11 protein-coding genes are annotated in these 12,738 nt (G+C 63.0%); 1 reads left to right on the forward strand and 10 read right to left on the reverse strand.

The window, feature by feature from the left end; genetic code table 11:
• Positions 1-41 precede the first annotated feature (41 nt).
• Entirely contained in the window at positions 42-2,609 is a 2,568-nt protein-coding gene (locus VJZ71_03660) for a serine/threonine-protein kinase (protein HKQ47150.1), read from the forward strand.
• A gap of 87 nt (positions 2,610-2,696) precedes the next feature.
• On the opposite strand, the gene VJZ71_03665 is transcribed toward VJZ71_03660, so the two are convergent.
• The 10 genes from VJZ71_03665 to VJZ71_03710 all read right to left on the reverse strand — a co-directional run bounded on the left by VJZ71_03665 (position 2,697) and on the right by VJZ71_03710 (position 12,716).
• The gene (locus tag VJZ71_03665; protein ID HKQ47151.1) at positions 2,697-5,978 is read right to left on the reverse strand and encodes an error-prone DNA polymerase; all 3,282 of its coding nucleotides are present in this window, start codon (positions 5,976-5,978) and stop codon (positions 2,697-2,699) included.
• A gap of 15 nt (positions 5,979-5,993) precedes the next feature.
• A complete protein-coding gene (locus VJZ71_03670; protein ID HKQ47152.1) occupies positions 5,994-7,577 on the reverse strand; it encodes a DNA polymerase Y family protein in 1,584 nt (527 codons plus the stop codon).
• Positions 7,468-8,382 carry a hypothetical protein gene (locus VJZ71_03675; protein ID HKQ47153.1) on the reverse strand — a complete coding sequence of 305 codons (915 nt, stop codon included), beginning with the start codon at positions 8,380-8,382 and terminating at the stop codon, positions 7,468-7,470. The genes VJZ71_03670 and VJZ71_03675 overlap by 110 nt, the downstream gene beginning before the upstream one ends.
• Before the next feature lie 104 nt (positions 8,383-8,486).
• Positions 8,487-9,206 carry an SOS response-associated peptidase gene (locus tag VJZ71_03680; protein ID HKQ47154.1) on the reverse strand — a complete coding sequence of 240 codons (720 nt, stop codon included), beginning with the start codon at positions 9,204-9,206 and terminating at the stop codon, positions 8,487-8,489.
• Positions 9,207-9,280: 74 nt separating this feature from the next.
• On the reverse strand, positions 9,281-9,508 hold the full coding sequence (locus VJZ71_03685) for a DUF3185 domain-containing protein (protein ID HKQ47155.1): 228 nt from the start codon (positions 9,506-9,508) through the stop codon (positions 9,281-9,283).
• Positions 9,509-9,567: 59 nt separating this feature from the next.
• A complete protein-coding gene (locus VJZ71_03690) occupies positions 9,568-10,125 on the reverse strand; it encodes a hypothetical protein (protein HKQ47156.1) in 558 nt (185 codons plus the stop codon).
• Positions 10,126-10,212: 87 nt separating this feature from the next.
• A complete protein-coding gene (locus VJZ71_03695) occupies positions 10,213-10,401 on the reverse strand; it encodes a hypothetical protein (GenBank protein HKQ47157.1) in 189 nt (62 codons plus the stop codon).
• Between the two features lie 105 nt (positions 10,402-10,506).
• Positions 10,507-12,162, reverse strand: a complete 1,656-nt coding sequence (locus VJZ71_03700) for a hypothetical protein (protein ID HKQ47158.1) — start codon at positions 12,160-12,162, stop codon at positions 10,507-10,509.
• Positions 12,163-12,247: 85 nt separating this feature from the next.
• Positions 12,248-12,388: a hypothetical protein gene (locus tag VJZ71_03705; protein HKQ47159.1), complete on the reverse strand. Its 141-nt coding sequence runs from the start codon at positions 12,386-12,388 to the stop codon at positions 12,248-12,250.
• 157 nt (positions 12,389-12,545) lie between these two features.
• A complete protein-coding gene (locus tag VJZ71_03710; protein ID HKQ47160.1) occupies positions 12,546-12,716 on the reverse strand; it encodes a DUF1328 domain-containing protein in 171 nt (56 codons plus the stop codon).
• Positions 12,717-12,738: the final 22 nt, after the last annotated feature.

Below are 12,738 nucleotides of genomic sequence, written 5' to 3' on the forward strand. Positions count from 1 at the left end.
CGGACCTGATGCCGGAACTGGCCGAGGCGCTCCGCAAGGCCATGCTCATCGACAAGGCCCGACGACGCGCCCGGGGCGTCACCTCTGAAGGCTTCAGTCTGGCGGGCTACGACATCATTCGCCAGATCCGGCGAGGGGGTCAAGGCGTCGTCTTCGAGGCCGTCCAGCGCTCCACCGGCCGTACCGTCGCCATCAAGTGGATGCGCGATGGCTCGTTCGCCGGCGCCGGAGATCGGATGCGCTTTGAGCGCGAGGTCCGCGTTCTGGCGCAGCTTAACCACCCCAACATCGTCACCATTCATGACAGCGGAGTGACGCCGGGGGGCGACAACTACTTCGTCATGAATTACATCGCGGGCCTGCCGCTGGATGAATATGTCGCGCGCATCGGTTCCGAGAGCAAACTGCCGCATCCTGCGCAATTGCGGGGAATCTTGAGGCTGTTTCAAAAAATAAGTGACGCCGTTCACACTGCACACCTGCGCGGCATTATTCACCGCGACCTGAAACCATCGAACATCCGCGTGGACGAGCGCGGCGAACCGCATGTGCTGGATTTTGGCCTGGCGAAGGTAATCGACCAGCCGACAGGACTCGGGGGCCCGCTGGATGAACCGTCGCAATTGGCCCATCGGCTCGGCGGTGCGGCGGAATTCACACAGTCCGGTCAGTTCATAGGGTCGCTGCCCTGGGCCAGTCCGGAACAGGTCGAAGGCCGCACGGAGCTGATCGACATTCGGACCGACGTCTATTCTCTCGGGGTGATGCTGTTTCAGACGCTGACCGGTCGGTTCCCCTATCCGGTGCTGGGGCACATCCGAGAAGTGATGGACCACATTACTCGAACCGCTCCGACCCGCCCGAGCACTATACGAACTGCCCTCGACGACGAAATTGAGACTATTGTTCTCAAATGCCTCGCCAAGGAACCGGAACGCAGATACCAAAGTGCCGGCGACCTGTCCCGCGATCTGGATCGGTACCTGGCCGGCGAAGCGATCGAGGCCAAGCGGGATTCCATCCACTATGTTCTTCGAAAGCAGCTTCGGCGCTATCGCGTACCTTTGGGCATCGCCGCTGCATTCATTTTTTTGCTCATCGCTGGGCTTGGCGCAAGTCTCTATTCATGGCAGCAGGCCCGGAACGAAGCCTCTAAATCGCGCGCAGCCCTCGATTTTGTCGCCGAGATGTTCGGCGCGATCGACCCGGTCTTGGCGCGCGGACACGACGTTACCGTAGCGGAAGTACTCAACCCGGCAGCAGAAAAAGTGGCACACGCTTTTGCTGACCAACCGCAGGCCGAGTCCGTCGTGCGCGGTGTACTGGGCCGGGCCTATTCTCATGTCGCACGATACAAAGATGCCCAGCGCGAGTTGCAAAGCGCCTGGGACCTGCGGCAATCGTTGGGGCAGACCGATGATGCCGAGGCGCTGACGCTGCAGCACGACCTGGGGCTCGCCATTCTGCAAGCAGGCGACGTGGAGCGCAGCCAGGAGATTTTGCGCCGTGTGCGTGACAAGCGAGCGACTCTTCTGGGGCCCGAAAGCCGCGAAGCGTTGGCGACGCGGAGTGTGCTGGCGCTCATTAAGCAGTTAAGCGGCGACGTCGAAGGCGCCATCACCGATACGCGCGCCGTACTGGCGGATCAGGAACGCACTCTGGGGCGGAACGATCGCGACACGCTTGATTCGATCGCCAGTCTCGCGGACATGCTGCAAACATCCGGAAAGCTGGACGAAGCATTGGCCGTCGCACATGATGCCGCGCAGCGTGCATCGACCGAGTATGGCGCCGACAGCAACCTCGCTTTGATGACCAAAAGCATCGAAGCGGAAGCGCTCCTCGCGCTCGATCGGCATTCAGAGGCCGCTTCCCTGCTGGATCAGGTCATTAAGGGAAAAGAGAAGCTCTACGGAGAGTCTCATCCCAGCACCCTTTTGTCACTCGATCTACTCGCGACCGCCCTTCTTCGCTCGCATCAGGATGACAAGGCCATTGCGCTCCGCCGTACCATCGTCGCGCGAGCGAGTCAATCTCTGGGGGAGCGTGATCCTTCGGCTATGGCCTATTTCAACAACTTCGCGCAAGCCCTGCGTCAGACGGGACATCTCGACGAAGCTGAACCGATCTTCCGTCGCCTCATCGCTCTGCATCGCGAAGTCAGCGGGCCCAAGGCACGTGACACGCTCATCATCATGGGTAACCTGGGTTTGCTTCTCATGCAGCGCGAAAAGCCGGACGAAGCAATGCCGCTGCTTGAAGACGTACTCAAGGGTTTTCGTGAATCACTCGCTGCCGATCACTGGATGATCGGAGTCGCGATGATGAATGTGGGCCGATGTCAGACCGCTCTCCATCGCCACGCCGAGGCAGAGACCACGCTACTGGAGGCGCATGCATTTCTCGAGAAAGCGCTCGGTCACGCGCACGAACGTACGATTCAGGCCCGGCTCGCGCTGGCCAAACTGTACGAAGCCTGGGGAAAAGGCGACAAAGTCGCGGAGTGGCAAGTCGAGCCGGCCACGTCACAGAGGGCCCCAGAACCAGCCACGTCAAAGCCGGGCGGGGCGGCTTCCCAACTCACGACATCACAAGCCTCGGCCCGCTAAGTGTTTCACAGCAATTCGGCATCCCGGTTATGGAAGACTACGTAAGCTCGCAGTGGCCATCGCTGCAAAGAGCATTGGCGGTAAACGTTATTGAAAATCCCGCGACATCGAGGGGAGGGCGAGTAGCTTGCTCGTGATCTCCTCTACCCGGCTTGCCAGGATATGCACGACCTGTCCATCACGCTCGACGCGGCCCTTCGCAATGACGATCTGGCCGTACAACGCCGCCGCCGCGTCGCGCTGATAGACGCGCGGGCGGACGATCAGGTCCGCGCGGCCGGTCTCATCCTCCAGCGTCATGAACATCACACCCTTGGCCGTGCCCGGTCGCTGGCGAAACAGCACGACGCCGGCGACGCTCGCCCAGCGACCGTGCGGGCAGCAGCGCTCGTCGCGAATCTGCGCGGCGGTGAGGATCCGCCGCTTTGCCAGGGCTTCGCGGAGGAACGACAGCGGATGCGCCTTGAGCGACAGGCCGACGGTGTGATAGTCGCGGGCCACTTCGCGGGGCGCGGAGGTCGGCGGCAGGTCGGCGGCGCGATCCTGCGGCTCGGACGCGCGCTGCGGCGCGTCGAACAGCGGCAGCGGCTTGCCGCGCAGCGACTGCGCCGACCACAATGCCTGTTGCCGGTCGAGGCTCATCGAGCCGAAGGCATCGGCGAGGGCGAGCGTGTGCAGCGACGAAGCCGACACCTCGCTGGCCCGCCACAGATCGACCATTGAAGCGAACGGCCCGTGTTGCCGCACGGCCTCCACGATCGCGCGGGCGTCGGCTTCGCGCAGGCCCTTGACCATCCGCATGCCCAAGCGAAGGGATTGAGGGGGAGAAGGAGCGGGCTCCATCAGTTCTTCCCTTATTCCCTCAATCCCTAAATCCCTTAATCCCTGCTCTTCCAACGTACAATCCCACTCGCTCCAATTCACATCGACCGGCCGCACCTCCACGCCGTGATCGCGGGCGTCGCGGATGATCTGCGCGGGGGCGTAGAAGCCCATCGGCTGGCTGTTGATCATCGCCGCGGCGAAGGCGGCCGGGTAATAGCACTTGATCCATGCCGAGGCATAGACGAGCAGGGCGAAGCTCGCCGAGTGCGATTCGGGGAAGCCGTATTCGCTGAAGCCCTTGAGCCGCTCGAAGCACTGCTCGGCGAACTTGCGCTCATAGCCATTGCCGACCATGCCCTCGATGAAGCGGTGGCGATAGCGCGGGATGGAGTCCTTGCCGCGGCTCTTCCAGGCGCTGATCGTCCGGCGGAGCTTCTCCGCTTCGCCGGGCGTAAAGCCCGCCGCCACGATGGCCAGCGCCATCGCCTGCTCCTGAAACAGCGGCACGCCGAGCGTCCGGCCCAGCACCTGCTTGATCTTTTCATCGGGATAGATGACCGGCTCCTCGCCGTTTCGTCGGCGCAGGAAGGGATGGACCATATCGCCGATGATCGGCCCCGGCCGGACGATGGCGACTTCGATGACGAGATCGTAGAAGCAGCGGGGCTTGAGCCGGGGCAACATCGTCATTTGCGCGCGGGACTCGATCTGGAAGACGCCGACGGTATCGGCGGCGCAAATGACGTCATAGACGTTCGGATCTTCGGAGGGAATCGAGGCAAGCGTGAATGACCGGCCATGATGGTGATCGATCAGCGCTATCGCCTTACGAATACAACTCAACATCCCTAAGCCAAGCACGTCGATCTTGAGTATTCCGAGCGCCTCAATATCGTCTTTGTCCCATTCGATGACAGTGCGGTTCTCCATCGCCGCGTTTTCGATCGGCACCAGTTCACACAACGGGCCGCGCGAAATCACAAAGCCCCCGACGTGCTGCGAGAGGTGCCGCGGAAAGCCGAGGATCTGATCCACCAGCCACAGGAACAATCGCTGCGTTGCGTCATACGCGTCGAAGCCGAGGGCCGTGAGCTTCTGCGCCGACAGGCCGTCCTCGTGCCAGTCGTGTACGCGCTTGGCGATGCGGTCCACCGCGTCCAGCGAGAGGCCCAGCGCCTTGCCGATGTCGCGGACGGCGCTGCGGCTGCGATAGGTGATCACTTCCGCTGTCAGCCCGGATCGGTCGCGGCCGTACTTTTCGTAGATGTATTGAATGACCTCCTCGCGGCGCTCGTGCTCGAAGTCGATGTCGATGTCCGGCGGCTCGTCGCGCTCGCGGCTGACGAACCGTTCGAAGAGCAGGTTGATCCGGTCGGGGTCCACGGCCGTGACGCCGAGGCAGTAGCAGACCGCGGAGTTGGCCGCCGCGCCGCGGCCCTGGCAGAGGATGCCGCGGGAGCGGGCATACCGGACCAGGTCGTGGACCGTCAGAAAGTACGGCGCGTAGTTCAATTCTTCGATGAGCGTGAATTCGTGCTCGATCTGGCGGCGGACTTTTTCCGGCACGCCGTGCGGATAGCGATCGTCGGCGCCCTGCCAGGTGAGCTGCCGCAGGTGCTCCATCGGCGATATGCCCGGCGGGCAGATCTCGTGCGGGTATTCGTAGCGAAGCTGATCGAGTGAAAAACCGGCCGCCCGCTCCGCGATGTGGATGGTCCGCGCCAGCGCCTCGGGATACTCGGCGAAGAGGCGGGCCATTTCCTCCGGCGGCTTGAGGTAGCGCTCGGCGTTGGGAAACAGCCGAAAGCCCGCCTCGTCCAGCGTGCAGCCGTGGCGAACGCAGGCCAGCGCGTCGTGCAGGACCTTGCGCTGCGGGATGTGGTAGTACACGTCGCCGACGACGACGAGCGGTACGCCCGACTCGCCCGCGAGGCGAACGACCGCCTCCTGACATGCCGAATCGTTCGGCGTGTATAGTCGGGCGAGGGCTAGCGACAGGCGATCGTCGTCAAAGAGCTTGTCCAGTCGGGCGATGATCTCCGGCACGTCCGCATCGGTCGGTGACTCGAACCACGCGATCGCCAGCAGCCCCTCCGCATAATTGTCGAGATCGTCCAGCCATAGGTGACACTCTCCTTTAGGGGCGCGGCGCTTGCCGAGCGTCAGCAGGCGGCACAGCCGTCCGTATGACGCGCGGTCCGTCGGATAGACGAAGAGCGACAGCCCCGTCGCCTCCACGAACCGCAGCCGGCAACCCACGAGGAAGGGGATGCCCGTCTCCTTCGCGGCGACGTGCGCACGGACGATCCCGGCGAGCGAATTGCAGTCCGTCAGCGCGATCGCCCGATCGCCCAGCGCGGCGGCCTGGTCGATCAATTCGTCCGGATGGCTCGCCCCTGTGAGAAACGTGTAATTGCTCGTGACGGTCAGCTCCGCGTAGGTGACGAGCGACGGCGTGTAGCCGGGGCCATCCGAACCCTCTCCCGTCGGCGCGGCGCGCTTGAACGGATGGGCATGCACCTTGGGATCGGCCTTGTCTGGCACGACATTTGTCCTTGGCTACATCCATTGACCATGCACAAACCACTCACCCGAGCCGCCGTCGCGATAGACCCACAATCGCCGGCCGTGCTCGTCCTCCACCTCGTAGTAATCCCGCAGTGTGGCACCGGCTAATAGCCGGTGATCCCACCACGGCAGCGTGATCCGCTCCGGTCCGACGCCGCTCACCACTTTGCCCGATTGGCCCCGCCACTCCAGCCAGACCGGCGGCCCGTCGGGCACGAGCGACAGGATGCGCAGGGGCTCGGGCGAATCGAAAAGCTGCGAGGGCCTATCGGCGGGGTAGATCGCCCGCTCGGCGACGCGCGCGCGGCCCGACGTGCGCGGCGCGATCTCGCGGACGGCCGTATGGACGAACGCCGCCTCGGGCACATACGTCTCGGCCGGTTGCACCTGCGTCACCGCCGCGCCGCCCAGCCGATCAATCAGCCGATCGACCAACTCGCCCAGGGCCGTCGGCTGATCGGCGGCTTCCTGCGCCGTCTCGCGGAGAAACGCCGCCTGTTGACGGGCCATCCGGCCGGTGCGCGAGGCCCGCAGCGTGATTTCCTCGACACCGAAGCCCAGATGCACGCGTTCCAGCCTCGGCGACAAGAGCTTCCACAAATGCGCGGAATCGCGATTGGGATAGGTCAGCCGCAGCGACAGCGTTTCCGGCCCCATGTCCACGCACCGTAAGAGGACGATCAATTCCAGAACGCCGCGATCGGCGGTCTGCAACTGCTTGAGCAGCCGCGTCAACAACTCGCGCGTTGTCGCCTCGATGATCTCCGGCCGCCGGACGGGCCCGTCAAAGGCGTGCGCCGCCTCGAAGCGCCGGGCCAGTTGAATCGGTTGGATCGTCTCAACCACCGCGCCCGTGGCCCGATCTAGCCGCTCCAGGAGTTCCCGGCCGAACCGCGCCGCCAGTTCCTCGCGGGGCAGGACGAAGAGGTGCTCGATTCGCTCGATGCCTACGTCGGCCAGCGCCTCGACTGATCGCTCGTCGATCCGCAGGGCACGGACCGGCAGCGGCCCCAGCGCCTCACGAACCGCGCCCTCCGCGATCCAGATGATCTCTTCTCGGCCATAACGCGCCATGGCCCGCGCGCACGCGAACGTTGGCGCGACGGCCAGTCGCGGTCGCAGCCCCCATCGCGCCAGCGCCGCGGCGATCCGCCGGGCGTGCTCGCGCTCGCCGCCGAAAAGCTTCTCGCAACCGGCGATATCCAGCATCAATCCATCGGGATCGTCCGGGGCGACGACGGGCGCAAAGCGCAGCATCCACCGCGCCAGCCGCCGCAGCGCTGCGGCATCTTCCTCCGGCGTCGTGGCCTGATCCCGCACGGCCATTCCCGCGAGCAGGCTTCGCGCGTGCGCCAGCGTCATCCCCGCCCGGACGCCGGCTGCCGCCGCCCGCTCGCAGCCGTGGACCACTTCCTGCACCCCGGCGCGCCGGGGCTGCGACGTCCACAGCAGCCAGGCCGCCGCGTCAGGCCGTCCGCTGCCGGGGTCGCCCCAGCGCCGCGCGTCGGATCGGTCTCTCCGCTGCGCCAGCCGGATCGGCCAGCCGGGCAGATAGATGGACAGCGCCCTCGGCACGATTCCACTCCAGAAGCCATCCCGGCGCGCCGGGATGGTCTTGCGTAGGCCGCATTCCCTTACAGCGCAGAAGTTCGACGCTCCATCGGGGTACCAATGCGGAAGTCGGAATTCGGAATGCGGAATGACGCGGAGCATCCGACCGCTCTTCATTCCGCATTCCGCATTCCGCATTCCGAATTCCCCATCGCGTCTGCGCCGCGGAGAGTTCCGTTCGCTGCGGCGCGGGACATGCCGCCAGCACCGTCTTGCCCTGCGTCCGGGCGAGCAATTGAATTCGTTGCGTCGCGGCGCGGTCGAAGCCGCTGCCGTCCGCGACGACGCACCCGACCGCCGGCGAGCGAAGGGCCAAGTCGATCGCCCACAATCGCGCGGCGGCCTCGCGCGGGGCGACGAACAGCGATCGCGTCAGCAAGCGGCGATCCTTCCCGCCGCCTCGAATCAGAACGCGCGGATACGGATGACACCGCCGCCCGATCCAGACGGTCCACGGCGGCGACGCCTCCCGGCTCTGGGCCTGCCACGCCAGATGGACCAGGATGCACAGCGGCGGCGACCAGCGGCCGTCCGCAGATCGCGGAGTGGGTCGGCCTTCCTCGCGGCCCACCTCCTCCACGCCGAACCACTCGTGCAAGCCCGCGAGAAGCCCGCCGCCCAGCGCGGCATCGACCTCCGCCCAGCCGGTCGGGACACGGTCGCCCGCCGGCGGATCGATATAGCGATGCGCGACGGGCTCGTGCCGCTCTTCAATGGCCCGAATCCGCTCGGCCAACCCGCGCAGATCAACCTGTCGGCGAACGCCCATGCCACGGCTCCTTATTAGGATAATGTTAGGTATTTGTAGCGTGGGACGCAAGGGAAGAACTGGCCGCCTCCGCAAGGCTCAACAGCCCCTTGTCGCCACGGGAGTTACGGAAGCTCGGCGATGCAGCCCGAATCGTCGTTTCGGGGATTATTCACCTGCCGGCTCACCGGCCCCTCGGTCAGCCACTCGGAAGGACACGAAGATAACAGTGCTTTAAGCTGGGCAATCTCCGTCTCCGGGTTCAGCCACGCATCATAGTCTTCCGGGCGGAGGATCACGGGCATCCGATTGTGCAGCGGGCGGACGAGTTCGTTCGCCTCGGTTGTAATGATGGTGAACGATTCAATGGTCTCGCCATCCGGACTCACCCAACGATCCCAAAGCCCCGCGAGCGCCAGCGGCCGGCCGTCTTTGCGTCGGATGTAGTGCGGCTGTTTCACTTCCTTGCCGCCCTCCATCAATCGCCGCCACTCATAAAAGCCGTTCGCCGGCACGAGGCAGCGGCGCTTGCGAAAGGCGTCGCGAAACGACGGCTGCGTCGCGACCGTCTCCGCGCGGGCGTTGATGGTGCGATAGCCGAACTTGGCGTCCTTGGCCCAATGCGGAATGAGCCCCCAGCGGAGGATGTCGAGTCGTCGGCCGCTACCCGACTCTCCCTGTCGCACGACCGCCATACGAGGCGGCGCGACGCCGCCCAGCCGGATAATCGGCACTTCCTGAGTCGGCGCGATGTTGTACCGGGGGGTAAATGCGGGCGCTTCGCTCAGGTTGAATTCCGTGGCCAGTTCATCCGCCTGGGCCAGTAGCGTGTAGCGGCCGCACACGTTTCACCTGTGAACAGGATCGTTATCGTTGACGTCGCAGGGCGACCGGGGGTTCTCGGTGCGTCCGTGCCGTCTCACGGCTTTCGGGCTCCCACTGCGATCATGATCACACCACCGGCGAGTGCGATGCCACCGAAGATCGGCGACAGTGGCAGGTCCTTCTCGCTGTCCGCCGTCACCTTGAGCGGCCCGACATCCACCACCGTCTCGCGAGTCGTGTAACTGATTTTCTGCCAACTGAGGGCCACCGCGCCGAGGACGGCAAGGATGGCACCCATGACGACAAGAGTTGAATTGCGCATCTGTGCATTCCTTGTACGAGTGAGACTGGGCGCATCCCATTCCACGGCACCGTAACCGCTCACGGCGCGAGATCAACGACTTCCGCGCTCGCGGAGACGGAAGACGGATCAAAATTCAGGATGAGGGCGTCGCCGCAGAGGAAGTCTTCGGGATTGAAAAAATCGGCCCCGGTCAGATCAAAAGAATCCACCAATGCGCCGGTGACCGGATCGATATCGTCTTCGCTGAGCAACGCGACCTCCTCCAGGCAGGGATAGCCGAGGAGCAGCGCCTCGCCCTGGTACACATAGATGCCTTGCAGCTCGCCGTCGGCTAAATATCTGATGTAAATATCCCAATCGGTGTCATTTTCAAAACCCAGTACGGTCAGGTTGGGCAGTTCGGCGGGAATAATGTCCACCGCCGGGTTGTTGATGATCGTTACATTGGTGTTGATGATGATGGTATCGCCCTGATTAACCAGGACAGGCGGCAATTCCTGTGGGCGAGTCTGAATAAGACCGACCGCGTCCAACAAGGCAGTAATATCAACGTCATCGATTTCGATCTCGTTGCCACAGCCGGCGAAGAGGCATGTCGAAAGACAGGCCACGATAAACCTAGAGAAAATTCGCATGAGATTCTTTCTTTTTGCGTGATTTCCAGAGTATAAACGCTCGCATTACGTCCTCAAGTCCAGTATTCGATCTTACTTTGTTTCTTGTCAATTGCCCAGCTCGTTCGCCTTTTGGTTCACCCGCCCGACATCGTCTTTCACCTTGTCCGGGTCCACTGTCAGGTTGACGCCGACCTTGTTGCTCTCCCCATCCCGGCCGTGGCTCGAAAGCGTAAACCAGCCCCGGTAATACCCTAACGCGGCCACGCACAGCCCCAACACAACGATTGTCTTCATTATCCTCATGACGATTTGTCTTTACTTGAACGTCCTAATTCGGGAAGACGTCATTGTCCGGGTTCATTCGTGTCGCACTCTTCGCATTAAGCGAGACCAATGTTCCTAAGGTTTCCCCTTGGATTTGTCCTTGGGCTTCTTTTCATCCTTGGGCTTTTCATCCGATTTGCCTTTGGAGTTTTGCTTCGGTTGTTCCCGCGGCGGGTCACGCTTGGGCTCGGCTTTTTTCTCTCTTGGCTCGCCCCTGGGCGGCTGAGCTTGGAGATCGGGCCTCTTTGGCTTCGGCTGCGCCTTGGCCACGTTGGTGGGCGGATCGGCCTTCCTGGCCGGAGCCGCTCGCGTGGCCACGGGTTGGCCATCCGTTCGTCTCGCCTTGGGCTCGACCTTCGGATCTGGCTGGGGAGCTATATGTCTTTTCGGCGGCGCTTGCCCCTTGCCATATTGGCTGACAGGCTTTGACACCACCGTCGGCTTGGGGAGCTTTGCCCTGGCAGGCTCCAAAACCCTGGAATTCTTTTCATTGGGGGGGACCGCGGTCCTGATTTCCGATCTTTGTCGCTCACCGCGGGTGTTCTGGATCGCCCGTCCTCGTTGGGATAGTTGTGTCCTCTCCGCCTGGTCGACTTTCTGAAACCGCAGTGAACCGTCTTTGCGTTTTGTCAGCAGATTGAAGGCAGAGGCCACTTCAATCCGGCTCTCTCCCGATCTTGTCGGGCGCGTGCTGAACTCTCTTTGCGCCCGCAGAGTACGCGCCGGCCGCGCGTCTACGTAATCGCGACGATGCGCGAAAGTGTCTCTGTCGCGGCGGTCCCAATCGCGGTCCCCACGGTGCTCCCAGCGCCGATGCGCGTAGATGGGATCGTAGCCATAACGGCTCGAGTGATATGAAAACGACGCGAAAAAGCCCGTGCTCTCATAGCGAGTGTCATAATAGTCGCCAAAGTAATAATGGTGGTAACGGGGCCGCACGAAGAGTTGATCGCTGAACACGGACAAGTTGATCGCGAACGACGGCGAGTAGGAATATCCTCGCCGCGAATACACTTCCCGTTCGAAACAAACCGGCGCGAAGAGAACGCCGCGACGCTCGACTGGATAATCCCAGTAGCCGTCGGAATAAACGTATCCGCGAGGCGCCCAGATATAATGAGCGGGAACCCACATCCAATTCGGCCGGCCGGCCGCCCAGTATCCGGGGCGCCATGCGTAACGGCCGTGATACCAGATCCAGGAGCCGGGTACCCAAACCAGGTTCGGCGCGGGCGCGACAATGTTCGGACCGATCTCAACGGAGTCCGGCGGCTCGGGAAGGTACTCGACCTCATCCACCCCGGCATCAGCCCAATACCCGGAAGTCCACTGATGGCCTTGGTTGGACTGTCCCCAATACCCCGGCACCCATTGGCGGCCCGGCGGCAGGTCGCGCCAGACTCCGCTGATCCACAGAAAGTCGTCGCGCTCGTCGTCCCAGGCCCAATATCCGGGAATCCACGTGACGTTGGCCCCCTCGGGTCTTTGGTCAGGCGGCACTTCTTCGATAATCTCGCGCGGCGCCTTCGCCACCACGAGGCCCGGCTCGGGATTGAGACTGACGGTCTCCGCAAATGCCTCATGCACAGGCCCGCGGGTCAGCACGTCCACGCCCTGCTCGGCATCGCCCGGGCCGACCGGCTGGGCCATTGCCTTGTTTCCGCATAACCCAATGCCAATGATCGTCAATGCCGTGGCGATCCACCATTTAGTGTCGTGGCGTACGTTCATGTCGTTTCTCCCGAGGGCCATCTGCCCAGTTGTTTTTTCTGCATTCATACAGAATGCCTTGTAGCGGTCATGACCGGCGGAGCCGTCAATTTGTCTTGATCTCGATCACTTGTTTGTTCTTGTCCCAGAAGCTTTCGCGGCAGGATATTTTGCCCCCGCCTATCAACCACACGATGAGAGCGATCGCCAATACGGTGCCGACAATGCCGAGCCAATTCTTGTTCATAATTTTTCCAACACCCTCAACAGACCCTGACTTCGCTGTCGCCGATCAATCAGGGGACCCGTGCCACCCTCCCCCCTCGGGGAAGATGGCCGAGCCCAACTGAATTTCGGACTACCGCCGTTTCGGGCGGAAACGTTTATCGCCGGGCGGTCCGCCCTCAGACGCTGGACCTGCTGCGCCTTCCGCCGAGGAAGGACAGCACCGCGAGAACGATGAAGACGAAGAAAAAGATCTTCGCGCCTTCAAAGGAATAGTTTGCAACGCCACCGTAGCCGAGAAAGGCTGCGATGAGGGCGACGACTAAAAAAACAACCGCGAGCCGTAACATGGTCAAGTACTCCCTTCAGGCA

It is taken from the genome of Phycisphaerae bacterium (genome assembly GCA_035275405.1).
In the GTDB taxonomy this organism is placed as follows: domain Bacteria; phylum Planctomycetota; class Phycisphaerae; order UBA1845; family UTPLA1; genus DATEMU01.

Coding starts and splice junctions, on each gene's coding strand:
- VJZ71_03695 (HKQ47157.1), bottom strand. CDS start 10,401: ATGAAGACAATCGTTGTGTTGGGGCTGTGCGTGGCCGCGTTAGGGTAT.
- VJZ71_03705 (HKQ47159.1), bottom strand. CDS start 12,388: ATGAACAAGAATTGGCTCGGCATTGTCGGCACCGTATTGGCGATCGCT.
- VJZ71_03660 (HKQ47150.1), top strand. CDS start 42: ATGCTCATCGACAAGGCCCGACGACGCGCCCGGGGCGTCACCTCTGAA.
- VJZ71_03675 (HKQ47153.1), bottom strand. CDS start 8,382: ATGGGCGTTCGCCGACAGGTTGATCTGCGCGGGTTGGCCGAGCGGATT.
- VJZ71_03685 (HKQ47155.1), bottom strand. CDS start 9,508: ATGCGCAATTCAACTCTTGTCGTCATGGGTGCCATCCTTGCCGTCCTC.
- VJZ71_03690 (HKQ47156.1), bottom strand. CDS start 10,125: ATGCGAATTTTCTCTAGGTTTATCGTGGCCTGTCTTTCGACATGCCTC.
- VJZ71_03710 (HKQ47160.1), bottom strand. CDS start 12,716: ATGTTACGGCTCGCGGTTGTTTTTTTAGTCGTCGCCCTCATCGCAGCC.
- VJZ71_03700 (HKQ47158.1), bottom strand. CDS start 12,162: ATGAACGTACGCCACGACACTAAATGGTGGATCGCCACGGCATTGACG.